Annotated in this window: 21 protein-coding genes and 1 pseudogene; 15 read left to right on the forward strand and 7 right to left on the reverse strand. The window is 70.7% G+C overall.

The features are described from left to right. Positions 1-74: 74 nt before the first annotated feature. Positions 75-2,348, reverse strand: coding sequence for an FdhF/YdeP family oxidoreductase (locus QFZ67_RS29725; protein WP_307664133.1), 2,274 nt, complete (start codon positions 2,346-2,348; stop codon positions 75-77). Between the two features lie 116 nt (positions 2,349-2,464). On the opposite strand from QFZ67_RS29725, the gene polA reads away from it, so the two are divergent. Beyond that, positions 2,465-5,173 (forward strand): DNA polymerase I, encoded by a 2,709-nt coding sequence (gene polA / locus QFZ67_RS29730; RefSeq protein ID WP_307664134.1) that lies wholly within the window; start codon positions 2,465-2,467, stop codon positions 5,171-5,173. A gap of 231 nt (positions 5,174-5,404) precedes the next feature. Here the strand turns inward: polA and QFZ67_RS29735 are convergent, their stop codons facing one another. Next, the gene (locus QFZ67_RS29735) at positions 5,405-6,214 is read right to left on the reverse strand and encodes a DUF4184 family protein (protein WP_307664135.1); all 810 of its coding nucleotides are present in this window, start codon (positions 6,212-6,214) and stop codon (positions 5,405-5,407) included. A gap of 201 nt (positions 6,215-6,415) precedes the next feature. Here QFZ67_RS29735 and QFZ67_RS29740 point away from each other — a divergent pair, with 201 nt between their 5' ends. The 3 genes from QFZ67_RS29740 to QFZ67_RS29750 all read left to right on the forward strand — a co-directional run bounded on the left by QFZ67_RS29740 (position 6,416) and on the right by QFZ67_RS29750 (position 9,386). After that, a complete protein-coding gene (locus QFZ67_RS29740) occupies positions 6,416-8,092 on the forward strand; it encodes a lytic transglycosylase domain-containing protein (protein WP_307664136.1) in 1,677 nt (558 codons plus the stop codon). A 154-nt stretch (positions 8,093-8,246) separates the two neighbouring features. Further along, positions 8,247-8,384 (forward strand): SPW_0924 family protein, encoded by a 138-nt coding sequence (locus tag QFZ67_RS29745; RefSeq protein WP_307664137.1) that lies wholly within the window; start codon positions 8,247-8,249, stop codon positions 8,382-8,384. 12 nt (positions 8,385-8,396) lie between these two features. Further along, a complete protein-coding gene (locus QFZ67_RS29750) occupies positions 8,397-9,386 on the forward strand; it encodes a DUF3068 domain-containing protein (RefSeq protein WP_307664138.1) in 990 nt (329 codons plus the stop codon). A gap of 9 nt (positions 9,387-9,395) precedes the next feature. Here the strand turns inward: QFZ67_RS29750 and QFZ67_RS29755 are convergent, their stop codons facing one another. Continuing rightward, positions 9,396-12,053 carry an ATP-dependent RNA helicase gene (locus tag QFZ67_RS29755; protein ID WP_307664139.1) on the reverse strand — a complete coding sequence of 886 codons (2,658 nt, stop codon included), beginning with the start codon at positions 12,051-12,053 and terminating at the stop codon, positions 9,396-9,398. A gap of 38 nt (positions 12,054-12,091) precedes the next feature. Further along, a complete protein-coding gene (locus QFZ67_RS29760; RefSeq protein WP_307666014.1) occupies positions 12,092-12,895 on the reverse strand; it encodes a class I SAM-dependent methyltransferase in 804 nt (267 codons plus the stop codon). 364 nt (positions 12,896-13,259) lie between these two features. Here QFZ67_RS29760 and rpsA point away from each other — a divergent pair. From rpsA to QFZ67_RS29780, 4 genes and pseudogenes are all read left to right on the forward strand, one after another. Then, positions 13,260-14,769 (forward strand): annotated as a pseudogene (gene rpsA / locus QFZ67_RS29765) (30S ribosomal protein S1). 199 nt (positions 14,770-14,968) lie between these two features. After that, positions 14,969-15,907: a PAC2 family protein gene (locus QFZ67_RS29770; protein ID WP_307664140.1), complete on the forward strand. Its 939-nt coding sequence runs from the start codon at positions 14,969-14,971 to the stop codon at positions 15,905-15,907. Positions 15,908-15,929: 22 nt separating this feature from the next. Then, entirely contained in the window at positions 15,930-16,544 is a 615-nt protein-coding gene (coaE, locus tag QFZ67_RS29775) for a dephospho-CoA kinase (RefSeq protein ID WP_307664141.1), read from the forward strand. 85 nt (positions 16,545-16,629) lie between these two features. Beyond that, the gene (locus QFZ67_RS29780) at positions 16,630-16,998 is read left to right on the forward strand and encodes a tetratricopeptide repeat protein (protein ID WP_307664142.1); all 369 of its coding nucleotides are present in this window, start codon (positions 16,630-16,632) and stop codon (positions 16,996-16,998) included. Positions 16,999-17,052: 54 nt separating this feature from the next. On the opposite strand, the gene QFZ67_RS29785 is transcribed toward QFZ67_RS29780, so the two are convergent. Next, entirely contained in the window at positions 17,053-17,334 is a 282-nt protein-coding gene (locus QFZ67_RS29785) for a DUF6343 family protein (RefSeq protein WP_307664143.1), read from the reverse strand. A 112-nt stretch (positions 17,335-17,446) separates the two neighbouring features. On the opposite strand from QFZ67_RS29785, the gene QFZ67_RS29790 reads away from it, so the two are divergent. The 7 genes from QFZ67_RS29790 (at position 17,447) to QFZ67_RS29820 (ending at position 25,206) form a co-directional block, all read left to right on the forward strand. Beyond that, entirely contained in the window at positions 17,447-17,752 is a 306-nt protein-coding gene (locus QFZ67_RS29790; RefSeq protein WP_373430144.1) for an ADP-ribosylglycohydrolase family protein, read from the forward strand. A 64-nt stretch (positions 17,753-17,816) separates the two neighbouring features. Further along, positions 17,817-18,734, forward strand: a complete 918-nt coding sequence (locus tag QFZ67_RS29795) for an acyltransferase domain-containing protein (protein ID WP_307664144.1) — start codon at positions 17,817-17,819, stop codon at positions 18,732-18,734. A gap of 125 nt (positions 18,735-18,859) precedes the next feature. Continuing rightward, positions 18,860-19,300 carry a DoxX family protein gene (locus tag QFZ67_RS29800; protein WP_307664145.1) on the forward strand — a complete coding sequence of 147 codons (441 nt, stop codon included), beginning with the start codon at positions 18,860-18,862 and terminating at the stop codon, positions 19,298-19,300. A gap of 201 nt (positions 19,301-19,501) precedes the next feature. Beyond that, positions 19,502-20,452, forward strand: a complete 951-nt coding sequence (locus QFZ67_RS29805) for a slipin family protein (RefSeq protein WP_307664146.1) — start codon at positions 19,502-19,504, stop codon at positions 20,450-20,452. Positions 20,453-20,628: 176 nt separating this feature from the next. Next, positions 20,629-23,484: a DEAD/DEAH box helicase gene (locus tag QFZ67_RS29810; protein WP_307666015.1), complete on the forward strand. Its 2,856-nt coding sequence runs from the start codon at positions 20,629-20,631 to the stop codon at positions 23,482-23,484. Then, complete coding sequence (locus QFZ67_RS29815; RefSeq protein ID WP_307664147.1) at positions 23,481-24,728, forward strand: SWIM zinc finger family protein; 1,248 nt, start codon at positions 23,481-23,483, stop codon at positions 24,726-24,728. The genes QFZ67_RS29810 and QFZ67_RS29815 overlap by 4 nt, the downstream gene beginning before the upstream one ends. Positions 24,729-25,014: 286 nt before the next feature. Then, a complete protein-coding gene (locus tag QFZ67_RS29820) occupies positions 25,015-25,206 on the forward strand; it encodes a hypothetical protein (RefSeq protein ID WP_307664148.1) in 192 nt (63 codons plus the stop codon). Positions 25,207-25,223: 17 nt separating this feature from the next. On the opposite strand, the gene QFZ67_RS29825 is transcribed toward QFZ67_RS29820, so the two are convergent. Beyond that, on the reverse strand, positions 25,224-25,430 hold the full coding sequence (locus QFZ67_RS29825) for a DUF397 domain-containing protein (RefSeq protein ID WP_307664149.1): 207 nt from the start codon (positions 25,428-25,430) through the stop codon (positions 25,224-25,226). Next, positions 25,427-26,284, reverse strand: a complete 858-nt coding sequence (locus QFZ67_RS29830; protein ID WP_307664150.1) for a helix-turn-helix transcriptional regulator — start codon at positions 26,282-26,284, stop codon at positions 25,427-25,429. The genes QFZ67_RS29825 and QFZ67_RS29830 overlap by 4 nt, the downstream gene beginning before the upstream one ends. Positions 26,285-26,350: the final 66 nt, after the last annotated feature.

The raw sequence follows: 26,350 nt of genomic DNA on the forward strand, positions 1-26,350 counted from the left end.
CTCCGATCTCAGTACGTTGCGTGCGGTGTGCACCGTCTTATCAGATGCCTGAGCGAACGCTTAGCCCGGTGGTCTCATTCCCTGTTCTCGAACCGGACGATCACGGACTTACTCACCGGGGTGTTGCTGATGTCGGCGGTGGAGTCCAGCGGGACCAGCACATTGGTCTCCGGGTAGTACGCGGCGGCGCAGCCCCGGGCGGTGGGGTAGTGCACCACGCGGAAACCGGCGGCCCGGCGCTCCACGCCGTCCTTCCACTCGCTGACCAGATCGGTGTACGAGCCGTCCGCCAAACCCAGTTCACGCGCGTCGTCGGGGTGTACCAGGACCACCCGGCGGCCGCCCTTGATGCCGCGGTAGCGGTCGTCGAGGCCGTAGATCGTGGTGTTGTACTGGTCGTGCGAGCGCAGCGTCTGCAACAGCAGCCGGCCCGACGGAACCTTCGGGAACTCGACCGGCGCCGCGGTGAAATTGGCCTTGCCGGTGGCGGTGGGGAAGCGGCGCTCGTCGCGCGGGGCATGCGGGAGCGTGAAGCCGCCGGGGTGGGCGATCTTCGCGTTGAAGTCCTCGAAACCGGGCACCACGCGCGCGATGCGGTCGCGGATCGTCCCGTAGTCCTTCTCGAAGTCCTCCCATGGCGTCAGCGAGCCGGGGCCGAGCACCGCGCGCGCCAGCCGCGCCACGATCGCCGGCTCGGACAGCAGATGAGGGCTCGCCGGTGTCAGATTGCCGCGGGAGGCGTGCACCATTCCCATCGAGTCCTCGACGGTGACCACCTGCCTGCCGCCCGCCTGTATGTCCTTGTCACTGCGGCCGAGGGTGGGCAGGATCAGCGCCCGGGCGCCGGTCACGGCGTGCGAGCGGTTCAGCTTGGTCGACACATGGACGGTGAGCCGGGCCCGGCGCATCGCGGCCTCGGTGACCTCGGTGTCGGGGGTGGCGGCCACGAAGTTGCCGCCCATGGCGAAGAAGACCTTCGCCTCACCGTCGCGCAGCGCCTGGATGGACCGTACGACGTCGAAGCCGTGGTGGCGCGGCGGGGCGAAGCCGAACTCCTTCTCCAACGCGTCCAGGAAGGCGGGGGCCGGGCGCTCGAAGATGCCCATGGTGCGGTCGCCCTGGACGTTGGAGTGCCCGCGCACCGGACAGACGCCGGCGCCGGGGCGGCCGATGTTGCCGCGCAGCAGCAGGAAGTTGACCACCTCGCGGATGGTCGGCACGGCGTGCTTGTGCTGGGTCAGGCCCATCGCCCAGCAGACGATGGTGCGCTTCGAGGTGAGGATCATCTCCAGTGCCCGCTCGATGGCGGCACGGTCGAGCCCGGTCGCGGCGAGCGTCTCGTCCCAGTCGGCCCCGCGGGCCGCGGCCGCGAACTCCTCGTACCCATGCGTGTGTTCGCGTACGAACTCCTCGTCGACCGCGCCCGCAGTCTCAAGGATCAGCTTGTTCAGCAGCCGGAACAGGGCCTGGTCGCCGCCGATGCGGATCTGCAGGAACAGGTCGTTCAGCGCGACGCCCTTGATCATGCCGCGCGGCGTCTGGGGATTCTTGAACCGCTCCAGTCCCGCCTCGGGCAGCGGATTCACCGAAATGATCTTCGCGCCCGCGTTCTTGGCCTTCTCCAGAGCGCTGAGCATCCGGGGGTGATTGGTGCCCGGGTTCTGCCCGGCGACGATGATCAGGTCCGCCTGGTGGAGATCCTCCAGCGAGACGCTGCCCTTGCCGACGCCGATCGTCTCGTTGAGTGCCGATCCGGAGGACTCATGGCACATGTTGGAGCAGTCGGGGAGATTGTTGGTGCCGAATTCGCGGGCGAAGAGCTGGAACAGGAAGGCGGCTTCGTTGCTGGTGCGGCCCGAGGTGTAGAAGAGCGCCTCGTCGGGGGAGGCCAGCGCCGTGAGCTCCTCCGCGATGATCGCGAAGGCGCGCTCCCAGGTCACCGCCTCGTACCGGTCGGCACCCTGAGGCAGATACATCGGCTGCGTGATGCGGCCCTGCTGCCCCAGCCAGTAGCCACTGCGTGAGGCGAGGTCCGCGAGGGGGTGCGCGGCGAAGAAGTCGGGTGTGACGCGGCGCAGCGTCGCCTCCTCGGCGACGGCCTTCGCGCCGTTCTCGCAGAACTCCGCCGTGTGCCGCTTGTCGCCCTCCGGCCAGGCACAGCCGGGACAGTCGAAGCCGTCCTTCTGGTTGACCTTGAGGAGCGTCTGCGCGGTGCGGCGCACGCCCATCTGCTGCTGGGCGATGCGCAGCGTGTGCCCGATGGCGGCGAGACCGGCGGCCGCGTGCTGCGGGTCCGAGACCTGCGGCGCGTCCTGGACCGGATCACCTGCGGGCGGCTTGCTGGACATCGCGCTCTCCCTCGAGCATGCATCTTTGGTACGTCTTCGATCCTGCCACGGTTCCGGTCACGGTCGGGAATGCCCGTGGGTCGGGATTGTCAGTGGTACGTGGCAGGATCGTGCCCGTGGCTGAGACGGCATCGAAGAAGACCGCAGACAACCGACCGCGCCTGCTCCTCATGGACGGGCACTCCCTGGCGTACCGGGCGTTCTTCGCGCTGCCCGCGGAGAATTTCACGACCGCGACCGGCCAGCCGACCAACGCCATCTACGGCTTCGCGTCGATGCTGGCGAACACGCTGCGCGACGAGTCGCCCACGCATTTCGCGGTGGCCTTCGACGTGTCCCGCAAGACGTGGCGCTCGCAGGAGTTCCCGGAGTACAAGGCGAACCGCTCCAAGACCCCTGACGAGTTCAAGGGTCAGGTCGAGCTGATCGGGGAGCTGCTCGACGCGATGCACGCCGACCGCTTCGCGATCGACGGCTTCGAGGCGGACGACGTGATCGCCACCCTCGCCACGCAGGCCGAGGCGGCCGGCTTCGACGTGCTGATCGTCACCGGCGACCGCGACTCCTTCCAGTTGGTCTCCGACCATGTGACCGTGCTGTACCCGACCAAGGGCGTCTCGGAGCTCACCCGCTTCACCCCGGAGAAGGTCTTCGAGAAGTACGGACTCTCGCCGCAGCAGTACCCCGACTTCGCGGCGCTGCGCGGCGACCCGTCCGACAACCTCCCGGGCATTCCCGGCGTCGGCGAGAAGACGGCCGCGAAGTGGATCAACCAATTCGGTTCGTTCGCCGATCTGGTCGAGCGTGCGGAGGAGGTCAAGGGCAAGGCCGGGCAGAACCTCCGCGACCATCTGGAAGCGGTCAAGCTCAACCGCCACCTCACACAGCTGGTGCGCGACGTGGAGCTGCCCAAGGCCCCGCAGGACCTGGAGCGTGCTCCGTACGACCGGGCCGCCGTCAAGGGCGTGCTGGACGTGCTGGAGATCCGCAACCCGAGCCTGCGCGAGCGCCTCCTCGCCGTCGACCCGGGCGCCGAGGCCGAGGAGCCCGTCGCCCCGGCCGCAGGCGTCGAGCTGGACGGCGCGGTCCTGGGCTCCGGTGAGCTCGCCCCGTGGCTGGAGGAGCACGGCACGCAGCCGCTCGGCGTGGCCACCGTCGACACCTGGGCCCTGGGCACCGGCAATGTCACCGAGATCGCGCTCGCCGCGGCCTCCGGAGCGGCCGCCTGGTTCGACACCACCCAGCTCGACGAGTCCGACGAGCGGGCCTTCGCCGCCTGGATCGCGGACGCCGGCCGGCCCAAGGTCATGCACAACGCCAAGGGCGCGATGCGGGTCTTCCCCGAGCACGGCTGGAGCGTCGACGGCGTCACCATGGACACCGCCCTCGCCGCCTACCTCGTCAAGCCGGGACGCCGTTCCTTCGCGCTGGACGCGCTCGCCATCGAGTACCTGGGCCGTGAGCTCGCACCGGCCCCGGCCGACGGCCAGCTTGCCTTCGGCACGGACGAACAGGCCGAGGCGGAAGCCCTGATGGCGCAGGCCCGCGCGGTACTCGACCTCGGCGAGGCCTTCACCGAGCGGCTGCGCGAAGTCGGCGCGGCCGAGCTGCTGCACGACGTCGAGCTGCCCACCTCCGCCCTGCTGGCCCGCATGGAGCGGCACGGCATCGCCGCCGACCGCCCCCATCTGGAGGCCATGGAGCAGCAGTTCGCGGGCGCGGTGCAGCAGGCCGTGAAGGAGGCGCACGCCGCCGTCGGGCACGAGTTCAACCTCGGCTCGCCCAAGCAGCTCCAGGAAGTCTTCTTCGGCGAGCTCAACCTCCCGAAGACCAAGAAGACCAAGACCGGTTACACCACGGACGCGGACGCGCTGGCCTGGCTGGCAGCCCAGACCGAGCACGAGCTGCCGGTGATCATGCTGCGCCACCGCGAGCAGGCCCGTCTGCGGTCCACGGTCGAGGGCCTGATCAAGACGGTCGCGGCCGACGGCCGGATCCACACCAGCTTCAGCCAGATCGTGGCGGCGACCGGCCGGCTCTCCTCCACCGACCCGAACCTTCAGAACGTGCCGGTGCGCACCGACGAAGGCCGGGCGATCCGCCGCGGCTTCGTCGTCGGCGAGGGCTTCGAGTCGCTGATGACCGCCGACTACAGCCAGATCGAGCTGCGTGTGATGGCGCATCTCTCCGAGGACGAGGGCCTGATCGAGGCCTTCACCTCCGGGGAGGACCTGCACACCACCGTCGCCTCCCAGGTGTTCGGTGTGGCGAAGTCCGCCGTCGACGCGGAGATGCGCCGCAAGATCAAGGCCATGTCGTACGGACTGGCTTACGGCCTTTCGGCGTTCGGCCTCTCCCAGCAGCTGAACATCGAGGCGGCCGAGGCGCGCGGCCTGATGGACACCTACTTCGAGCGGTTCGGCGGCGTCCGGGACTATCTCCGGCGCGTCGTCGATGAGGCGAGGGCCACCGGCTACACCGAGACGATGCTCGGCCGCCGCCGCTATCTGCCCGACCTCAACAGCGACAACCGCCAGCGCCGCGAGACGGCCGAGCGAATGGCGCTCAACGCCCCGATCCAGGGCACCGCCGCGGACATCGTCAAGGTCGCCATGCTCCATGTCGACCGTGCGCTGGCGGAGGCGAAGCTCTCCTCCCGGCTGCTGCTCCAGGTCCACGACGAAATCGTCCTGGAGATCGCTCCGGGCGAGCGCGACCGGGTCGAGTCGCTGGTGCGCAAGGAGATGTCCGCGGCCGTGTCCCTGCGCGCGCCGCTGGACGTCTCGGTCGGCGTGGGCACGGACTGGGAGTCCGCGGCGCACTGACCGTGGCACCCGCGCGGGCCCTCCACCGGGACTCCGCCCCCGGGCCCCTCCCCCTGGCGGGCGTGGGGGGACCCCCACCTCAAACGCCGGACGGGCTGAATGTTCAGCCCGTCCGGCGTTTGAGGGCACTCGCCCTACGCCCGCGGGCGTAGGGCGAGTACGGGGCCTGGGAGCCTGCCCCCAGTTCGGGAACGGGCGGGTAGGGGAAGGAGCCGCCGCACGGCTCACGCCTCAGACCCGCACCGCGCGCCCCCGCAGCCGCATCCCCGCCCCGTACCCCACAAGGCCCACCGCGAGCCCCGCGCCCGCCCCGAAGCAGGCCGTCGGGATGATGTCGAGGGGCGAGTCCGCCCACCCGTAGTACGCGTACCAGCGCGCACACCGCTGTACGACGCCGAGCAGCACGCACCCCGCCAGCAGCGATCCGGCGAGCCACCGCCCCCGCCCGTCCAGCACCGGCACCGACGCGGGCGCGGCGACCGCGGGCTGCCGCCGCAGCGCCGACACCGTGAACCACACCAGCGCCACCATGGCCAGGCCCGAAGTGCCGTACTGCGCGTACGAATACACCGGCAGCCCCGCCGCCGTCTCGTTGAGCACCGGCAGCAACTCCGTACCCCACCGGTCGTGGTGGGTGAAGGCGTCCCACACGATATGCGTGCTCGCGCCGATGACCGCCGACGCGTAGAACCGGAGCGCGAGCGCCAGGGGCCGGTCGGCGGGCAGCCCACGCCCTCGTACGAAGGCGTGAACACGCCCCTGCCAGGCGGCGGGCAGCAGGGCCAGCAGCGGCTCGCGCACCATCAGCCACACCGCCGCCAGCGCCGCCGTGATCGCCACATCGACCGTCAGCACCCCGAGCGGGGCGTGGGTGACATTGCCGAACTCCATCGCGCCCGGAACGGCGGTGGCCGCGAAGTACGTCATGTCGGGGGCGAACGAGCCCATCACGAGCGCCGAGGCGAGCAGCGGACCGCGCGCCACCCCGTCCCCGCGGATGCCCGGCAGCACCGCCGCGGCATGGCTCAGTGTGAACGGCATGGTCGTGCCCCCCTGGTGACCGCTGTTGATCAATGGCGCCCAGTATGCGTGATGCTCCGACTCCGGATTCCGGGCGACCGAGAGGTGGCGGACTGGTGAAAAGCGGTCAGGGGCCGGTGTTCCAGGGCGCGGAGTTGCCGTAGGGTCACCTGAGTCCTTGCGCTGGGGAGCGCGGGCAGCCGACGGGGAGGGAACAGACGTATGGCAGCGCAATTCGGCCGCCGACTGCGCAGGGGAGCGACCACGACCGCTGTGGCCGCGGCCGCTGTGGCCGCACTCTCCGCCTCACAGGCGCCCGGCATCACGCATGCCACCACGGGCGACAGCCAGGGGGCTTCCGACGCCACCCCGCCGTCCGGCACCCCGGTCACCGGCAACTCCCCGTACTACACGGACCTTCCGCCGCTGAACACCCCGGACAAACCGGGCACTTCAATCGATCTGCCCGCGACGGGTACGACGGAAGCGGGCATACCCGCCACCGTCCTCGCGGCGTACAAGCAGGCCGAGCAGACCATCGCCGGCTCGGACCCCGGCTGCCATGTGCCGTGGCAACTGCTCGCCGCGATCGGCAAGGTGGAGTCCGGTCAGGCGCGCGGCGGCCGTGTCGACGCCGAGGGCACCACGCTCTCGCCGATCCTCGGCCCGGTCCTCAACGGCGTCGGCTTCGCGAACATTTCGGACACCGACAACGGTGCGTACGACGACGACTCGACGCACGACCGCGCGGTCGGCCCGATGCAGTTCATCCCGTCCACCTGGGAGACGTGGGGTCAGGACGCCAACGCCGACGGCCGCCGGGACCCCAACAACATCTACGATGCCGCACTCGCCGCCGGACGTTATCTCTGCGCCGACGGCCGCGACCTGGCGGTCAAGTCCGACCTCGACCGGGCGATCCTCGGCTACAACCACTCGCGCGAGTACTTGCGTACGGTTCTGTCCTGGTTCGAGTACTACAAGCGCGGCACTCACGAGGTCCCGGACGGCACTGGTGTGCTGCCGATCTCCAACGGGCCCGACAGCTCCGACTCCGCGGAGAGCAAGCCCACGCCGACTCCGACGCCCCCCTCCACCCCCAGCCCCAGCCCGCCGAAGCCCGGTGGCACCACCACCACCCCGACGCCGACGCCGCCCCCGACGCCGACGCCGCCCCCCACCCCGACGCCGCCCCCCACTCCGACGCCGCCGCCCGTCTCCCGTATCGAGGACGCCGGCACCGGCGAGCTGACCGCCATGGCGGGCCACGCGTTCACCGGACGGGCCATCGTGCGGGTGAAGAACACCGAAGGCCGGACCGTCCCGAACCAGGCCGTCCGCTTCGACGTCGTCGGCGACACCGACACCCGCTTCACCGGCGGGAAGGCGAGCGTCACCCTCAGCACCGGCGCCGACGGCACAGTCGCATCGCCCGCGCTCCAGGCGGGCGAGAAGACCGGCAACTTCCGGGTCCGGGCCACAGTGGTGGGCCGTGTCCTGCCCGCCGTCGACTTCGCCGCGACCGTCACCGTCCGGGCGGCGGACGTGATCGCCAGGACCGACGAGAAGGTCCTGACGGCCGCCCCTGGCACGGAGTTCGCGGACGCCGTCGAGGTCAAGGCCACCTACAAGGGCGCCATCGCGTCCGGTGTCGCGGTCACCGCCACCGTGATCACCTCCGCGGACGACCCGGCCGTGAACGACAAGGGCCCCTACTTCAAGGACGCCGAGGGCAAGACGATCCGCACCCTCACGGACCTGAAGACCGACGCCAACGGCGTCCTGAAGCTCCCGAAGATCTTCGCGGACGATCAGACGGGCACCTTCCTGCTCCGCCTCACCACGCCGGGCGGCGGAATCGTGACCATCGAGCTCAAGGTCGCCGCGCCGGCGGCCTGACCCGCAACGCAGCACTCCCCCGCACCGCCCCTGTGTCGACGGCTGACATGGGGGCGGTGCAACGTGTTCTCATCTCGCGGCTCCATTGCTACGGTGCCTCCGCCCTGACGACGTATCAGATCCGCATCGGATCCGAGCCACCGGGAGGCCGAGCATGCGCGCCCTCGTCGCCGCCGCCCTCGGGCTGGCCGCCGCCCTCGCCCTCGTCCTCACCGTCTCGGCGATCGGCGCGCCGCCCGGCGAGACCTCACCCAAGCCGCTGCTGACCACTGTCCCCGGCCCCAAGAAGTAGGAGGGCCGGACCATGCGCCGCAGAGCGAGCCTCGTACTCCTCGCATTCGCCGTCTTCTTCGCCGCGCTCTCCCCGCTGCTGCGCTGGTACGCCTTCCCGCGGCTCGCGAAGATCCCGGCCGGCCAGTACCAGGAGATGGTGCTGGAGGCGAAGCCCGCCACCCTCCTCGACTACGGCTCGCTCACGGCGAAGGAGGTCGAGAAGGTCACCATCGTGCAGACGCTCAAGGGCAATGTGGAGGAGTCCGAGAAGATCGAGCGCAGCGCCGGCCGCGACGTCGTCGTCTGGGACTCCCTCTCGTACGTCCAGGGCCCCGACGGCAAGATGGTCTCCCAGATCCCCGAGCGCTACATCTTCGACGCCCACAGCCAGGCGCCCGTGCACGCCACCGGCGAGTCGGTCGACGGCGACGCGGTACGGCGCGAGGGCATCGAGTTCAAGTGGCCGTTCCTCACCGAGAAGCGGGCCTACGAGTACTTCGACGCCCAGGCCCGTACGTCCGCGCCCATCCACTACAAGGGGACGCAGAAGTTCCGCGGGCTCGACGTCTACTACTTCGAGCAGACCATCCCGTGGACCAAGGTGCCGTACCCGAAGAAGATGCCCATCCCGGGGATCGACGCGACCACGCTGGAGCAGCAGACCGGCACCACCCGCTGGTACACCACCAAGCGGATGTTCTGGGTCGACCCGGTCACCGGCGCGCCGGTCAACGGCGAGGAGATCCACAAGGAAGAGCTGCGCGGCGGCACGCTGCTGGGCGGCCGCGACAAGGTCACCGCGTTCGCCGGGCATGTGAAGATGCGTCCCGACTACATCGACTCGACCGTCGAACTGGTCAGGTCCCAGCGGCAGTTGGTGCTGCTGATGACCTCGTACCTGCCCTGGGGCTTCCTCGTACTGGGCGGCGCGCTGCTGGCGCTCGCACTGGTCCTGGAGGCGCGTAGCCGCAGGCCGCAGACGCCCGCGGCCGATCCGGAGCCCGAGCCCGTCCCTGTCTGACCCGTCGGATCAGCTGCCGCTCTCCCTGCTGAGGCGCGCCTTGGTGTGCCGGGTCGGCTCCGCCGTCGAAGGATCCTCGGGCCAGGGGTGCTTGGGATAACGGCCGCGCAATTCCGCCCGTACGGAGCGGTATCCGTCCTTCCAGAAGGACGCCAGGTCCGCGGTGACGGCGGCGGGCCGTCCGGCGGGCGAGAGCAGATGCACCAGCACCGGCACGCCCGCGACCGTGGGCGTCTCGCGCAGCCCGAACAACTCCTGGAGCTTCACCGCCAGGACGGGCTGCGGCCCGCCGTACTCCACCCGGATCCGCGAGCCGCTCGGCACCTCGATCCGCTCCGGCGCCAGCTCGTCGAGCCGGGCCGCGTCCCCGCTCGCCCAGGGCAGCAGCCGCTGGAGCGCCTGCCCGGCCTGGACGCGCCCGAGATCGGCCCGCCGCCGGGCCCGGGACAGCTCCGGCTCCAGCCACTCGTCGGTACGGTCCAGCAGCGCGGCGTCCGACACATCGGGCCAGGGCGCGCCCAGTTCCCGGTGCAGAAAGGCGAGCCGCTCGCGCAGGCCCTCCGACTCGCGCGTCCGGCGCAGCAGCCCGAGCCCCTCGCGCCGCAGCCCGTCCAGCAGAGCTTCGCGTACGAGAGCGGGATCCGGGTCCTTGAGGGCGCGTACGGAGAGCTCTATGGCCCCCAGCCGCTCCACCTCCCGTGCGACGACGTCGCCGTTCTCCCAGTGGACCTCCTCGCCGGTGACGAGCAGATGCGCGGCGGCCGTACGGGCGCTCTCCTCGTCGACGACGGCGGCCAGCCGCACCCGCGCGGAGGCGGAGTGCGCGGGCCGGTCCGCGACGGCGACGGCCAGCCAGGGCGCGTTGCGCAGCCCCGATCCGGGGACGAGCTCGCCGCCGGTCCCGGAGGCCATCAAGAACGCGCCTTCGCCACGGGCTTTGGCCACCCGCTCGGGAAACGCGAGCGCGGCGACGACCCCGGCGGCGGCGTCGTCGGAGAGGTGGCTTTCCCCCACTCCGCCCCTTCCCGCACCGGGGCTCCGCCCCGGACCCCGCGCCTCAAACGCCGGCGAGGCTGGATTTTCAGCCCGTTGGGGGTCCCCCCGGACGAAGTCTGGGGGAGATTGAGGACTGGGGGTCTGGGGGCGAAGCCCCCAGTTACGGGAAGGGGCGGGGTGGGGAACAGACGACAGCGACGACGCCAGCCGCCCCGCCTCCGCTCGCCACCGCCCCGCATACGCGTCACCGCCCCGCCGCGCCGAGCGCCACGCCGCGGCCAGGTCGTCCCCGTACTCCCGCGGCGGCTCCTCGCTGAGCAGCGCCACCACCTCCGCGGCCCGGCGCGCACCCACCTCGTGCGCGCCGTCCAGGAGCGCCCGCGCCAGCCGTGGATGCAGGCCCAACCGGGCCATCCGTATGCCCCGTTCGGTCGCCCGGCCCGCCGCGTCCACCGCGCCGACCGCGGTCAGTACCGAGCGCGCCGCGGCCAGTGCACCGGCCGGGGGCGGGTCGAGCAGCGCGAGAGACGAGGCCGCCGGATCGCCCCAGCACGCCGCCTGCAGGGCGAACTCCGCCAGGTCAGCGACCTTGATCTCGGGTGACGGAAACCGCACCAGCCTGGCGTCCTCCGCCTCGGACCAGCAGCGGTACACCGTGCCGGGAGCCTCCCGGCCGGCTCGTCCCGCCCGCTGCCGCGCCGCCGCCTGCGAAGCTCGCACCGTGGCCAGCGCGCTCAGACCTCGCGCGTGATCGGTGCGCGGCTCGCGCGCGAGACCCGCGTCCACGACGACCCGTACGCCCGGCACGGTCAGTGACGACTCGGCGACCGACGTCGCGAGCACGACCCGGCGCCCGGAGCCCCCGGACAGCACCGCGTCCTGCACCGCCGCGGGTGCGCGCCCGTGGACCTGGAGCACCTCCGCCTCCACATTCCCCAACTGGCCCGCCACCCGGGCGATTTCACCGACCCCGGGCAGAAAACACAGCACATCGCCCGCGCGCTCGGCGAGCGCCCGGCGCACCACAGCGGCCACATGGGTCAGCAGCGCCGGATCGACCCGCATCCCGTGCGGCGGCCGCACCGGCCGTGCGGGAGGGGCCCACACCACCTCCACCGGATGCGTCACGCCCTGCGCCTGAACCACCGGCGCATCGCCGAGCAGATGCGCCCAGCCCTGCGCGTCGGTGGTCGCCGAGGCCGCCACCAGCCGCAGCTCGGGGCGCAGCGCGGCCCGTACATCCAGCAGAAAGGCGGCCACCGTGTCGGCGTCCAGATGCCGCTCATGACACTCGTCGAGGATCACCACATCGACCCCGGCCAGCTCCTGGTCGCGCTGCAGCCGCTGCAACAGCACACCGGTGGTCACCACCTCCACCACCGTCCCGCGCCCCACCACGCGCTCCCCGCGCACGGTGAAGCCGACCTTCCCGCCGACCTTCTCGCCCAGCAGCCACGCCATCCGCCTGGCCGCGGCCCGCGCCGCGATCCGCCGCGGCTCGGCGACCACGACGCGTGCGCCGCGTTCGGCGAGGGCCAGCGGCACGAGGGTGGTCTTGCCGGTTCCGGGGGGCGCGCACAGCACGGCACACCCGTGCTCGTCCAGCGCCCGCTCCAGGGCGGGCAGGGCGGAGCGTACGGGCAGGCTGCCGAGTGCTTCGTCGCGGATCACCGCCCCAGTCTCGCAAGAGTCCTGAGGCCGAAGCCGCCTCAGTCGCGCTCGCAGACGAAGATCGCCGTGCCGGGGATCAGATTCCCGCGCAGCGGGGACCAGCCGCCCCACTCGTGGCTGTTCCAGTCGGGCCACTCGGGCTCGACGAGATCCACCAGCCGGAATCCGCCGGCCACCACGTCCCGCACGCGGTCGCCGATCGTCCGGTGGTGCTCCACATACACCGCACGACCCGCCTCGTCCTGCTCGACGTAGGGAGTGCGGTCGAAGTACGAGGCGGCCACCGAAAGACCCTCGGGGCCCGGCTCGTCGGGGAACGCCCAGCGGATCGGGTGGGTGACCGAGAAGACCCACCGCCCGCCCGGCCGCAGCACACGCCGTACCTCGCGGAAGACCTTGACCGGGTCCGCGACGAACGGCACCGCCCCGTACGCCGAGCACGCGATGTCGAAGGAGCCGTCCAGGAAGGGCAGCGCCCCCGCGTCCGCCTCGACCAGAGGGACGTCGTCGCCGATCCGCAGGGCGTGCTGGAGCTGCCGGTGGGAGAGGTCCAGGGCCACCGGGCGCGCGCCCTGTGCGGCCAGCCAGCGCGAGCACTGCGCGGCGCCCGCGCCGATCTCGAGGACGTCGAGCCCCTTCAGCGAACCGGGCGGACCCAGCAGCCCGGCCTCCGCCTCGTCGAGCCCTTCCGGCCCCCACACGAAGCGGTCGTCGCCGAGGAACGCGCCGTGTTCGGTCTGGTACTCATCGGCGTTCCGGTCCCACCAGCCGCGGCTGGCGTGGCTGCTCTCCGAGTCGCCGGCGTTACGGCGGGTGGCTTCCGGCTCGAAATCTTGGAACATCGTCACCGTCGTTGTAGTTTGCGTTCAGCGCGACCAATGGCGGCCATCGTGGCCTCGGCGCCGCGCCAATATGCGGCTACCGCCGCGTGGTTAGTTGTGCCGGTATGGGGTCTTCCGCCCGGGTGTGCGCCTTCGCGCATTGACCGTGTCCGGCTGCCCCCGTATGCTACAAGTTGCGCTGCGGGCCTGCGCGCCTCAGACAGAGCAGGCCGCGCTCGCATCTGTATGTATGTCCCCTCGGTTCACGAGGCGCCCCCTTTTCCTGGGCGGCGCTTCCTAGGCTGTCCGGCTTCTACAGCTGCGATACGGGCTCTCGGCGTAGCAGTACCTACGACTCACTGTCCGTACCGGAGCCCTTTCCCACATGACGAGCAGCACCGAGACCACCGCCACCACTCCGCAGGTAGCGGTCAACGACATCGGTAACGAGGAAGCCTTCCTCGCCGGCGATCGACGAGACGATCAAGTACTTCAACGACGGCGACATCGTCGACGGCGTCATCGTGAAGGTCGACCGGGACGAGGTCCTGCTCGACATCGGTTACAAGACCGAAGGTGTCATCCCGAGCCGCGAGCTCTCGATCAAGCACGACGTCGACCCGAATGAGGTCGTCAAGGTCGGCGACGAGATCGAGGCCCTTGTTCTCCAGAAGGAGGACAAGGAAGGCCGCCTGATCCTCTCGAAGAAGCGCGCCCAGTACGAGCGTGCCTGGGGCACCATCGAGAAGATCAAGGAAGAGGACGGCATCGTCACCGGCACCGTCATCGAGGTTGTCAAGGGTGGTCTCATCCTCGACATCGGCCTCCGTGGCTTCCTGCCGGCATCTCTCGTCGAGATGCGCCGTGTCCGCGACCTCCAGCCCTATGTGGGCAAGGAGCTCGAGGCGAAGATCATCGAGCTGGACAAGAACCGCAACAACGTGGTCCTGTCCCGCCGCGCCTGGCTCGAGCAGACCCAGTCCGAGGTTCGCCAGACGTTCCTCACCACCCTGCAGAAGGGTCAGGTCCGCTCCGGCGTCGTCTCCTCGATCGTCAACTTCGGTGCCTTCGTGGACCTGGGTGGCGTCGACGGTCTCGTCCACGTCTCCGAGCTCTCCTGGAAGCACATCGACCACCCCTCCGAGGTTGTCGAGGTCGGCCAGGAAGTCACCGTCGAGGTTCTCGACGTCGACATGGACCGCGAGCGCGTCTCCCTGTCGCTCAAGGCGACGCAGGAAGACCCGTGGCAGCAGTTCGCCCGGACCCACCAGATCGGTCAGGTCGTCCCGGGTAAGGTCACCAAGCTCGTTCCGTTCGGTGCGTTCGTTCGCGTCGACGAGGGCATCGAGGGTCTGGTCCACATCTCCGAGCTGGCCGAGCGCCACGTGGAGATCCCGGAGCAGGTCGTCCAGGTCAACGACGAGATCTTCGTCAAGGTCATCGACATCGACCTCGAGCGCCGTCGCATCAGCCTCTCGCTGAAGCAGGCCAACGAGTCCTTCGGTGCCGACCCGGCCTCGGTCGAGTTCGACCCGACGCTGTACGGCATGGCCGCGTCGTACGACGACCAGGGGAACTACATCTACCCCGAGGGCTTCGACCCGGAGACCAACGACTGGCTCGAGGGCTTCGAGACCCAGCGCGAGGCGTGGGAGGGCCAGTACGCCGAGGCGCAGCAGCGCTTCGAGCAGCACCAGGCCCAGGTCATCAAGTCCCGCGAGGCCGACGAGGCCGCTGCTGCCGAGGGCGCTGCCGCCCCGGCCGCCGGTGGCAACACCGGTGCGGGTGTCACGGGTGGTTCGTACTCCTCGGAGTCGGACGACAACTCCGGCGCCCTGGCGTCGGACGAGGCCCTGGCTGCCCTGCGCGAGAAGCTGGCCGGCGGCCAGAGCTGACGCTCTGACCACAGCTGGTAACTAGCTGAAAGTAAGGCCCGCTCCCCCTGGGGAGCGGGCCTTACTGCGTTATGGCATACCCGCCGCAAACCCGCCGCCCTGAACAGAGCCTCCCCTTCGGTGTGTTCATCGCGTGAGGCGGGAATGCCCGTGAGTCACCGGGCGTTCTTCTGTACGAACACGAGGAGGAGCGGTAATCGTGCTTGATCCGCAGGGTTTGTACGAATGGGAGCCGAAGGGCCTCGCCGTCGTCGACATGGCGCTCGCGCAGGAATCGGCCGGCCTGGTCATGCTGTACCACTTCGACGGATATATCGACGCGGGTGAAGCCGGCGAGCAGATCGTCGACAACCTGCTCGAGACGCTGCCCCACCAGGTGGTGGCCCGCTTGGACCACGACCGGCTGGTGGACTACCGCGCCCGCCGCCCGCTGCTGACCTTCCGCCGCGACCGCTGGAGCGCCTACGAGACCCCGACGCTGGATGTCCGACTGGTCCAGGACGCCACGGGCGCCCCGTTCCTGCTGCTGTCGGGCCCCGAGCCGGACGTCGAGTGGGAGCGCTTCGCCGCCGCCGTCCGACAGATCGTCGAGCGGCTCGGCGTGCGGCTCGCGGTCAATTTCCACGGCATTCCGATGGGCGTCCCGCACACCCGCCCCGTCGGCCTCACCCCGCACGGCAACCGCACGGACCTCATGCCGGGCCACCGCAGCCCCTTCGACGAGGCGCAGGTACCGGGCAGCGCGGAGGCGCTGATCGAGTACCGCCTGATGGAATCGGGCCACGACGTCCTCGGCGTCGCCGCGCATGTGCCGCACTATGTCGCACGATCTTCCTACCCTGACGCCGCGCTGACCGCTCTGGAGGCGATCACGGCCGCGACGGGCCTCGTCCTGCCGGGCGTCGCGCATTCGCTGCGCACGGAGGCGCACCGCACCCAGACCGAGATCGAGCGGCAGATCGGGGAGGGCGACGAGGAGTTGGTGGCGCTGGTGCAGGGCCTTGAGCACCAGTACGACGCGGTGGCGGGCGCCGAGACCAGGGGCAGTCTGGTCGCGGAGCCGGTGGACCTGCCGTCCGCCGACGAGATCGGCCGCGATTTCGAACGCTTCCTCGCTGAGCGGGAGGGTGACGCATAGCCCGCTCGCGTAGGCTGCGGCCATGCTGAAGGTGGGCCTGACCGGCGGAATCGGTGCCGGCAAGAGCGAAGTCTCCCGACTCCTCGAAACGTACGGAGCGGTGCTGATCGACGCCGACAAGATCGCTCGCGAGGTCGTCGCGCCCGGTACGCCCGGACTCGTGGCCGTCGTCGAGGCCTTCGGCCCGGAGATCCTCAGCCCCGACGGCACCCTGGACCGGCCCAAGCTCGGCTCGATCGTCTTCGCCGACTCCGACCGCCTGGCGACGCTCAACTCGATCGTCCACCCGCTGGTCGGGGCGCGTTCCATGGAGCTGGAGAAGGCCGCAGGGCCGGACGCCGTCGTGATCCACGACGTACCGCTGCTCGCCGAGAACAATCTGGCGCCGCTGTACGACGTGGTGGTCGTGGTAGACGCTTCGCCCGAGACGCAGCTGGACCGGCTGGTACGGCTGCGCGGAATGGCGGAGTCCGAGGCGCGTGCGCGGATGGCTGCCCAGGCCACGCGCGAGCAGCGGCGGGCCATCGCCGATCTGGTCATCGACAACGACGGGCCGCTGGAGAATCTGGAGCCGCAGGTACGGAAGGTCTGGGCGGAGCTGATCCAGCGTGCCGCCGCGCAGCCCCGCTCTCGCTAGGCATCCGCAGACCTGTGCGAAGTTGATCGGAATACCGTTGCCGGACGCGGTGTTGGAACCGGGCAGCAAGGGGAAGGATGCGACCGTGCCCAAGAGCAATCCGGAGACGCACGTCATCGACTACCGCGCGGCCGAGCAGTTGCTGGCCGCGAGGGATCCGCGCGGTGCCGTGAAACTGCTGGACTCGGTGATAGCGGCCCACCCCGAGAACACCGCGGCCCGGCTGCTGCGTGCCCGCGCCTTCTTCGCCGCGGCCCAACTGCGCCCGGCCGAGCTCGAATTCGAGCTGGTCCTGGAGCGCGAGCCGGACAACGCCTTCGCCCACTTCGCACTGGCCCGCACCTTCGAACGGGCCGGCCGTCCGGAACAGGCCAAGCGCCACTTCCGCCTGGCGGCGGCGCTGGACCCGAAGCCGGAGTATGTAAAGGCCGCGCGCTTCGACGCGGAGACCTGACTTTCGAGGCTTGATCTCACAGAATCCAGTGGCCGTCCTGAGACCGGGGCACGTCTAGCGACCGGGACGCGGGCTGCGGCCGCCGTGGTCCGGTTCGTACGGCGGGATGTCGCGGCCCGGCTGGTAGTGCGGCCCCTGGTGGATGTGCCGCAGGACCATGAACAGATCAATGGTGACGATCAGCATCAGCACCCCGCACGCCACCGCCCAGCCGGGACGCCCCGCGAGGGCGAAGGCCGCCGTGCCCGTCCCGGCCCAGATCAGGCCCCATACACTCAGCCAGAGCCGCAGTCGCAGGGGACTGCGTGCAGTTGTCGGTTCACTCCCAGTGCGCATGGCAATCGCATCTCCTACTCCAGGATGCACCCGTATCCGTTCCCGTTCCCGTTCCCGTAAACCGAAGCCGAAGCCGAAGCCGAAGCCGAAGCCGACGTCGAGGAGCCGAGCAGTGGACAAGCAGTCTTGGGAGAGCACGGCCGCCCGTCGGGCCAGGATCCGCGGATGCCTGCTCGGCACCGAGACCCTGCTGCTTTCGGTCAACCACTCGGGTGACAGCGACTCCACCGGGGCCATCTGCGGCAGTCTGCTCGGCGTGCGGTACAGCGATGTACAACTGCCTGCATCCTGGCTGGTGTTGACCGAGGGGCGGGGCGTGATCGCCGAGCTGGCCGACGATCTGAGCCTGCAGACCGAGCACGCCACGGTGGGTTACGGCGAGCCGGTGCATCCGTACGACCGATATCCGCACAACTGAGCCGGATATACCGGGTATACCGGATACCACGGATATTCGGGACGGTGAGGGGGAGGAGTCGCTGGTGACAACCGCGTTGGTGGAGCTGCCGGAGGCGGACGAGCTGGCCGAGGCGCTGCTGGATCTGGCGGTGCCGCACGAGGACATCAATGAACTCCTCGCGCTGCGGGGCGGGATGACGGCGGACCCCGGGCTGCGCCGGCTGCTGGAGACGGGCGTCCAGGAGATGCTCGAGGACATGGGCAGGATCGGCGGAGGCGGGGAACTGCCGCGGATGCCCGATGACTCGGGCGCGCCTGCCCGCTGCTTCCCGGTGTACGTCTTTGTCGCGGCCCTCCCGTACGTACGGGCGTACCACCGGGAGCGTTCCGTGCCGGACGACGTCTCCCGTTACACGCTGGCCGACCTCGGCCGCCATATGGTCCTTCACCGCAGGCGCCGGGGCACCGGCGGACTGTTGATACCGGGCTGGCTGGGGCTGCACTTCCGGGGCGAGATCTACCAGTTGGGGCGGTTGCAGTTCCAGCGGTCCCGGCTCGGCGGGCGGAGCGGCGAGGCCGTGAGGGCGGCCGGACTGCCGCTGGGGCCGGGGGACTTCGCGCTGAATGTGCACATCCCCGACTTCCTCGGGCCGATCACGCCCGCGGCGTGCGACCGGTCCCTCGCCCGGGCCAGGGAGTTTTTCGCGCGCCACTTCCCCGAGGAGACGTACCGGGTCGCCACCTGCCACTCATGGCTGCTCGACCCGCAGCTCGCCGAGTATCTGCCGAAGGAATCCAACATCGTCCGCTTCCAGCACCGCTTCCGTTCCGCGTACGAGAAGAAGGAGGCGGAGGACGACGTTCCGGTCGGCTTTGTGTTCGGCGATCCGGAACTGCCGCTCGACGCGCTGCCGCGCCGCACGACGCTGGAGCGCGCGATCGGCGACCATCTGCGGGCGGGCCGCCACTGGTACTCCGGCCACGGCTGGTTCGAGCTCTGAACACCGTGCCGGACAAGCGAAGTCGAAGTTTTTGAAGTCGGGGCCCGGGGGGAGCGATGAGTCCCGGGCCGCCTCCCGGTCTACCTCTGCGAAAGCACTACGGAACGCTTACGGAGGAGACCACGATGTCCGCAACGACCGCCACCGCCGTCACCACGACCGCCACCACCGGGACGACCCTGGGCCGCCGCTCGCACCTCGCCGTGCGCACGCTCCAGATCTTGCTCGCGGTGTTCATGGGCATCGCGAGCGCCGCGCCCAAGCTCATCGGCCACTCCTCCGCGGCGGAGTCCTTCGACAAGATCGGCTTCGGTGACTGGTTCATGTATCTCACCGGCGGTCTGGAGCTGGCCGGCGCGATCGCGCTGGTGATCCCGATCCTCTCCGGGCTTTCGGCGCTCGCCTTCATGGGCCTGATGATCGGCGCTTTCATCACTCAGGTGACGGTGTTCGACGGCCAGTACGCGATCACGCCGGTGATCCTCTTCGTCGTCTTCGGCGGGATCGCCTGGGTGCGGCGCAATCACACGGCGGAGCTCGTCGCTCTCGTACGCAAGCGCCTCTAGCCGCAGGGGGTCCGCTCGGCGGGCACCGTCCGCTCGGTCCGCTCGGCGGGCTCGGGAAAGGCCGCACCCGCGACGGGTGCGGCCTCCCTCCGTTCCGCCGTGGCAGGGCACGGATCCGCTGGCGCTTGAGGCTCGCCCGAGGGGGTATATCGGGCATACCCTGGTATTTGACATCCGGCTCGGACGGTAGGGGGTGCCCTGATGGTCGAGGAGCTGGTGACTGCGGGCGTGGTGGCGGCGTCCGGCTGTCTGGCGTATGTCATGGCGGCCGCCAAGGTGATCAAGCAGTACGAGCGAGGTGTGGTCCTGCGCCTCGGCCGGTTGCGCAGTGACGTGCGCGGCCCGGGTTTCACCATGATCGTGCCCATCGTGGACCGGCTCCGTAAGGTCAATCTGCAGATCGTGACCATGCCGGTGCCCGCGCAGGACGGCATCACGCGGGACAACGTGACGGTGCGGGTCGACGCGGTGATCTATTTCAAGGTCGTCGACGCCGCCGATGCCGTGATCCGGGTGGAGGATTACCGGTTCGCGGTCTCGCAGATGGCGCAGACGTCGTTGCGGTCGATCATCGGCAAGAGCGATCTGGACGATCTGCTGTCGAACCGCGAAAAGCTCAATCAGGGGCTGGAGTTGATGATCGACAGTCCGGCCATCGGCTGGGGCGTGCAGATCGACCGGGTGGAGATCAAGGACGTCTCACTGCCGGAGACGATGAAGCGGTCGATGGCGCGGCAGGCGGAGGCGGACCGAGAGCGGCGGGCCCGCGTCATCAACGCGGACGCCGAGCTCCAGGCGTCCAAGAAGCTGGCCGAGGCGGCCGGCGTGATGGCGGAACAGCCCGCGGCGCTTCAGCTGCGGCTGCTCCAGACCGTGGTAGCCGTCGCCGCGGAGAAGAACTCCACCCTGGTGCTGCCATTCCCGGTGGAGCTGCTGCGGTTCCTGGAACGGGCGGCTCAGCCGCCAGGACAGCCGCAGGCGGTGGAGTCGCACGCCGGTTCACAGGCCGTGGATGCGCAGGCCGAGTCCCAGCCGCCGCAAGTGGAGTCGCAGTCACCGCAGTCACAGCCCGCACAGGCACCCGCGCAGCCACCGCCACCGCCGCAGGCCGTCCCGCCGCTCGCGCCGCCATCGGTGCCGCCTGCGGCCTGACCGGTCGCAGCACCGTCGTCGCGGGTCGCGGGTCGCGGGTCGCGGGTCGCAGGTCGCGGGGCGCTCGGGCGGTTGTCGGTGCCCATTGTCAGACCCCACCCGTAAGGTCGTAGATCCAGTACTTCGGTACATCCGCATACGACCTGTGGGTGGGAGGCGACCCTGTGACGTCCGACATGCTGCGCCTGCGGGAGACGCTGCACACCTGTGCCGCGGTCTTCATTCCGGCACCGCTGCCCCGCGAGGGCCGGGTCGCCTTCTGGGATCCGGACGGCGACCGGCTCCGGGGCGCGACCGGCGAACTCACCGTCGTAGGCCGCGACGACACAGGCACCGACACAGGCACCGACACAGGCGTCCGCAGCCGCACCGTTCCCGCCCTGCTGCTGCCGGTCGCCGAGGCCGTACCGCTGCTGACCCGCGCCCGCCACCACCCAGCCGCGCACGCGGCCGCGGCCTGCTGGGGCGCGGCCGCACTGCACGCCGTCCATCTGGTGGCGCGCGGCAGACTGCTGCCCGGACTGACCGCGGCCGATCATGACGCGTGGCGCGCGGGGCCCCTGGACGCGGCCGACATCGCCCAGCTGCGGGCCATCGCCGCCGCCATGCCGTACGAGGCGCATGCCGTCCCCGTCCCCGTCCCCGATCTGCGGCCGTTGCAGTTGCCCGACCCCGAGGCGCTGGTGAGGTCGTTCTTCGACGCGGTGGCCGACACCCTGCCGCGTACGCCGGCCGCCGCTTACGCCGCGGGGGCGCCGTTCGCGGCTGCCTCCGCCCAGCATCTGCCCGGCGCGCGGGAGTGGGCGGCGGAGGCCGCGGCGGGCATGGACGCGGGGGTGCGGATCTCGCTGCGCCTCGACCTGTCCGCGTTCGAGCTCTTCGACATCGGGGAGGAGGAAGACGGGGCGGAGCGCAACGCCGGGGCGGCCCTCGTCCAGGTGCACAGCCTCGCCGATCCGACGCTCGTCATCGACGCGGCCCGGCTGTGGGCGGGCGACGGGGACGAGCACTTCGGGCCGCGCGCCCGGATCGACGCGGTGCTGGCGCTGCGCCGCGCTGCCCGGGTCTGGCCGCCGCTCGCCGGCCTCCTCGAGCGGAACGTGCCCGATGTGCTGCCGCTCACCGAGGACGAGCTGTACGAGCTGCTGGGACCGGGGGCGGCACGGCTGGCGGCGGCCGGGGTGGCCGTGCACTGGCCGAAGGAACTGGCTCGTACGCTCTCGGCCGCCGCGGTCGTACGGCCCGCGCCCGGCTCGGCGACGGACGGCACACCCTTCTTCGACAGCGAGGAACTGCTCAAGTTCAACTGGCAGTTGGCGCTCGACGGGGATCCACTGACCGAGCGCGAGATGGACAGGCTGGCCGAGTCGCACCGCCCGATCGTGCGGCTGCGGGACCAGTGGGTGGTGGTCGACCCCGATCTCGTACGCAAGGCGCGCAAGCGGGAGTTGGGGCTGCTACAGCCGGTCGACGCGCTCGCGGTGGCGCTGACCGGCACGGCAGACGTGGAAGGCGAGACGGTGGAGGCGGTGCCGACGGGCGCGCTGGCCACCCTTCGCGACCGGCTCACCGCGGCCTCCACCCCGGTCGCACCCCCGCCTGCCCTCGCCGCCACGCTGCGCGACTACCAGCTGCGGGGCCTCGCCTGGCTCGACCTGATGACCTCGCTCGGGCTCGGCGGCTGCCTCGCGGACGACATGGGCCTGGGCAAGACGGTCACGGTGATCGCCCTCCACCTCCACCGCGACCGCACCGCCCCGACGCTGGTCGTCTGCCCCGCCTCCCTGCTCGGCAACTGGCAGCGGGAGATCACCCGCTTCGCCCCCGGCGTGCCGGTGCGCCGCTTCCACGGCGCCGACCGCACCCTGCCCGAGCTCGACGGCGGCTTCGTCCTCACCACGTACGGCACGATGCGCACCAGCGCGGACCGGCTGGCCGCGCACACCTGGGGGATGGTCGTCGCCGACGAGGCGCAGCACGTCAAGAACCCGTTCTCGGCGACCGCCAAAGCCCTGCGCACCATCCCCACCCCGGCCAGGGTCGCGCTGACCGGCACGCCCGTCGAGAACAACCTCTCCGAGCTGTGGGCGCTGCTGGACTGGACGACCCCAGGACTGCTCGGCCCCCTGAAGGCCTTCCGCTCCCGCCACGCACGCCTCGTGGAGAACGGCGAGGACGACGACGCCGTCGAGCGGCTGTCCCGGCTGGTCCGACCCTTCCTGCTGCGCCGCAAGAAGTCCGATCCGGGCATCGTGCCCGAGCTGCCGCCGAAGACGGAGTCCGACCATCCCGTGGCGCTCACCCGGGAGCAGGCGTCGCTGTACGAGGCGGTCGTACGGGAGACGATGGCGGCGATCGAGAGCGCGGAGGGTATCGCGCGGCGCGGGCTTGTGATGAAGCTGCTGACCGGCCTCAAGCAGATCTGCAACCACCCGGCGCAGTATTTGAAAGAGCACAGCCTGAAGGAGCACAGTGCGGGGGACGGCACCGCGCGGCTGGCCGGCCGCTCCGGCAAGCTCGCACTCCTCGACGAACTCCTCGAGACGATCCTGTCCGAGGACGGCTCGGTCCTGATCTTCACCCAGTACGTCTCTATGGCCCGCCTGCTCTCCGCGCACCTCACGTCCCGGGGGATCGGGTCCCAACTCCTCCACGGGGGAACGCCGGTGGCGGAGCGCGAGCGCATGGTGGACCGCTTCCAGTCCGGTGAGATCCCGGTCTTCGTGCTCTCCCTCAAGGCGGCCGGCACCGGCCTGAATCTGACCCGGGCGGGCCATGTCGTGCACTTCGACCGCTGGTGGAATCCGGCGGTGGAGGAGCAGGCGACGGACCGCGCGTACCGCATCGGCCAGACACAGCCGGTGCAGGTCCACCGGCTGATCGCGGAGGGCACGGTGGAGGACCGGATCGCCGACATGCTCGCATCCAAGCGGGCGCTGGCCGATGCGGTCCTCGGCTCCGGCGAGGCGGCCCTGACCGAGCTGACCGACCGTGAGCTGGCAGACCTCGTCTCGCTGCGGAGGCCGTCATGACGCCTCGCACGCCTTCCCGTTACGACGACCGCCGGCGGACGTTCCCGGCCCTGGAGCCGCTCACGGGCGAGGAGTTCGCGTCCAGCTGGTGGGGCAACGCCTGGGTGGAGGCGCTGGAGGACACCGCGCTGGACCGGGCGCGGCTGACCCGGGGGCGTGCGTACGCGAGCCGCGGCCATGTCGACGCGATCACGGTCATGCCGGGCCGGGTCATGGCGTACGTCCACGGCACCAGACCGCGCCCGTACCGCACGGAGATCCGCCTGCGTACGCTCACCGACGACGACTGGGACGAGTTCCTGGCCGTGGCGGCGGCCCGCCCCGACCACATCGCGGCGCTGCTCGACAAGGACGTACCGCATGCGCTGGCAGCCGTGGCGGACCTCCTTCCCACGCCCGGCGACCTGATCCCCGACTGCTCCTGCCCGGACGACGGTTACCCCTGCAAGCACGCGGCCGCGCTCTGCTACCAGACGGCCAGGCTGCTCGACCAGGACCCCTTCGTACTGTTCCTGATGCGCGGTCGTGGTGAACGCGAAATCCTCGCCGACCTCTCCCATCGCAACGCGACCCGGTCGGCTGCCGAGCGAACGAGCGCCGCGACCGCCGCGCCCGTGCCGACGGTCCTTGCCCGCGAGGCGCTCGCCCCGCGCTCGCTCCCGGCTCTCCCGCCCCCGTTCCCCGTGCCCAGCCACCCGGGCCGCCCCCCGGCCTACCCCCACACGCCCGGCGCGCCCGACCCCCTCGCCCTGGACCTCCTCGCCACCGAGGCGGCCGCCCGCGCCCACACCCTTCTCACCACCGGCGCCGACCCCACCGCGGAGCTGACCCAATGGCAGGACGCGGTCCGGCTTGCCGCTGCCCACCCCGGCTCGGGCCTGACCGCCTCCACCCGCGCGCTCTACCGCGACCTCGCCTCCGCCACCGACCACACCCCCACCGACCTGGCCCGCGCGGTGGCCGCCTGGCGGCAGGGCGGCCGCGAGGCCCTAGCCGTACTCGAAGAGCCCTGGGACCCGCCCGCGGGCCCCTTCGACCGCGCCCGCCCGGCCCTGATCGCTGCCGACTTCCCCCACTTCCGCCCCTGGCGCAACCACCTCTCCACCCGCTCCCTCCAACTCCGCTTCGGCCGCGACGGCCTCTGGTACGGCTATGAATCGGACCCGGACCGCGAGGACTGGTGGCCCCGCGGCACCCCCGACGCCGACCCGGTGGGCGCTCTCACCGCACTGCTGGGCAGGTGACCGACCAGGCTTTCTGCCCAGAACCTGCAGTCGGCCGAAGGGGGCCTCGTGGAAGCCGAGTTGGTGGCACTGGCGACGGCGGGAGCGACCGCGCTCGTCCAGCAGATGGTCACGGACACCTGGACTTCGGTGCGGGAGCACGCAGTGAGCTTCTTCTCCCGCGGCTCCACCCACCCCCGAGAGCGTCGCCGCCGACCTGGACACCGCCCGCGCCGAACTGGTCGACGCCCAGCAGTACAGGGACGAGGAGGCGGCCGCCGACATCCAGGCCGAATGGCGCTCCCGCATGCGCCGCACCCTCCGAGCGGACCCGGAGTCCGCGGCGGAACTGCGCACGCTGCTCGACGAGTTGTCGCCGGGGGAGACCGCCCCGCAGCGGCTCGACGTCCACAACACGATCAGCGGCGGCACACAGCACGGTCCGGTGATCCAGTCGGGCACGATCGGGAACATCCACTTCGGCAGCCAGCGCGGCTGAGCCGGGGCCGTTGGGCGCTAGCGGGAGGCCGCGAACGGGACGAACGCCGCCCAGGAGCCGTCTGTGAAGGCGAGTTGCGCGCCTGCCTTGTCCTTGGAGTCCCGGACGTGGACGGTGCCGGGGGCGGAGGCGACCTCTATGCACTCGGGGCCTTCGCTTGTGCTGTAGCTGCTCTTGAACCACTTCAGTCCGGCGGCACGGTCGGCAGAGGGCTTGATGGTCATGTCTCTCCCAGCACTTTCTCGATGAATGCCAGTGACTCCCGTGGAGTCAAAGCCTGCGCCCGGATGATCCCATAGCGTGCTTCAAGGACGCGGACCTTATTCCGCTCAGCCGTCACGTGACTGGAGAACGCGGCCTCCGAATGCGCTGCCTTCTGCCCGTTCTTGGGATCCAGCAGCAGGAACGATCCCGGGAGACCCGCATGGTCCTCGCGGTCCGTCGGCATCACCTGAATCTCCACGTTCCGCAACTGGCCGATCTCCAGCATCCGTTCGAGCTGCCCGCGCATCACCATCCTGCCACCGACCGGGCGGCGCAGCGTCACCTCTTCCTGGACAAAACTCAAGAACGGCGCCGGCCGCCGCTCGAAGATCTCCCGCCGGGCCATACGCGCGGCCACATTCCGCTCGATGGCATCCTCGTCCAGCATCGGCCGGTGCATGCGGTACAGCGCCTGGGCATACTTCTCGGTCTGAAGGAGCCCGTGAATAACGGCGCTCGCGTACGCGCCCAACTCGACCGCATCCGCCTCCAACTTGGCGAGATCCCGCACCTTCCTGGGATACCGGGCCCGTTCCACGTCCTCCTTGAACGCAGCCAGGATTCCGCCCGCCCCCAGCGCCTCGTCCGCCCTGTCCAGGAACTCCGGTTTCGGGATGCGCCGTCCCCGCTCGACCGCTGAGACCTGGTGCTCGGTGTAGCCGATCGCCCTGCCGAGCTCGGCCTGGGTCAAGTGGATCCGTTCCCGCCACAGCCTGACCTGTTTGCCGACGGTCTTGAGGAGTTCCGCCGTCCCCTCGTCCCAGTCCGGCTGCTGTTCCGCCTCGTCGTTCATCGGCCCTGTCGTATCCGCCATGTCGTCCCACCTTCGCCGCGCCCCTGCCCAACGTCGCCCTGCGCACTGCGTCACGCCCGACAACCC

The organism is Streptomyces sp. V1I1 (assembly GCF_030817355.1).
GTDB lineage: Bacteria > Actinomycetota > Actinomycetes > Streptomycetales > Streptomycetaceae > Streptomyces.

What these genes read in the sequence shown, in the direction of transcription:
- QFZ67_RS29725 (WP_307664133.1), bottom strand. Translation starts at nt 2,348, where the DNA reads ATGTCCAGCAAGCCGCCCGCAGGTGATCCGGTCCAGGACGCGCCGCAG.
- QFZ67_RS29735 (WP_307664135.1), bottom strand. Translation starts at nt 6,214, where the DNA reads ATGCCGTTCACACTGAGCCATGCCGCGGCGGTGCTGCCGGGCATCCGC.
- QFZ67_RS29740 (WP_307664136.1), top strand. Translation starts at nt 6,416, where the DNA reads ATGGCAGCGCAATTCGGCCGCCGACTGCGCAGGGGAGCGACCACGACC.
- QFZ67_RS29745 (WP_307664137.1), top strand. Translation starts at nt 8,247, where the DNA reads ATGCGCGCCCTCGTCGCCGCCGCCCTCGGGCTGGCCGCCGCCCTCGCC.
- QFZ67_RS29750 (WP_307664138.1), top strand. Translation starts at nt 8,397, where the DNA reads ATGCGCCGCAGAGCGAGCCTCGTACTCCTCGCATTCGCCGTCTTCTTC.
- QFZ67_RS29760 (WP_307666014.1), bottom strand. Translation starts at nt 12,895, where the DNA reads ATGTTCCAAGATTTCGAGCCGGAAGCCACCCGCCGTAACGCCGGCGAC.
- coaE (WP_307664141.1), top strand. Translation starts at nt 15,930, where the DNA reads ATGCTGAAGGTGGGCCTGACCGGCGGAATCGGTGCCGGCAAGAGCGAA.
- QFZ67_RS29785 (WP_307664143.1), bottom strand. Translation starts at nt 17,334, where the DNA reads ATGCGCACTGGGAGTGAACCGACAACTGCACGCAGTCCCCTGCGACTG.
- QFZ67_RS29800 (WP_307664145.1), top strand. Translation starts at nt 18,860, where the DNA reads ATGTCCGCAACGACCGCCACCGCCGTCACCACGACCGCCACCACCGGG.
- QFZ67_RS29805 (WP_307664146.1), top strand. Translation starts at nt 19,502, where the DNA reads ATGGTCGAGGAGCTGGTGACTGCGGGCGTGGTGGCGGCGTCCGGCTGT.
- QFZ67_RS29810 (WP_307666015.1), top strand. Translation starts at nt 20,629, where the DNA reads ATGCTGCGCCTGCGGGAGACGCTGCACACCTGTGCCGCGGTCTTCATT.
- QFZ67_RS29815 (WP_307664147.1), top strand. Translation starts at nt 23,481, where the DNA reads ATGACGCCTCGCACGCCTTCCCGTTACGACGACCGCCGGCGGACGTTC.
- QFZ67_RS29820 (WP_307664148.1), top strand. Translation starts at nt 25,015, where the DNA reads ATGCGCCGCACCCTCCGAGCGGACCCGGAGTCCGCGGCGGAACTGCGC.
- QFZ67_RS29825 (WP_307664149.1), bottom strand. Translation starts at nt 25,430, where the DNA reads ATGACCATCAAGCCCTCTGCCGACCGTGCCGCCGGACTGAAGTGGTTC.
- QFZ67_RS29830 (WP_307664150.1), bottom strand. Translation starts at nt 26,284, where the DNA reads ATGGCGGATACGACAGGGCCGATGAACGACGAGGCGGAACAGCAGCCG.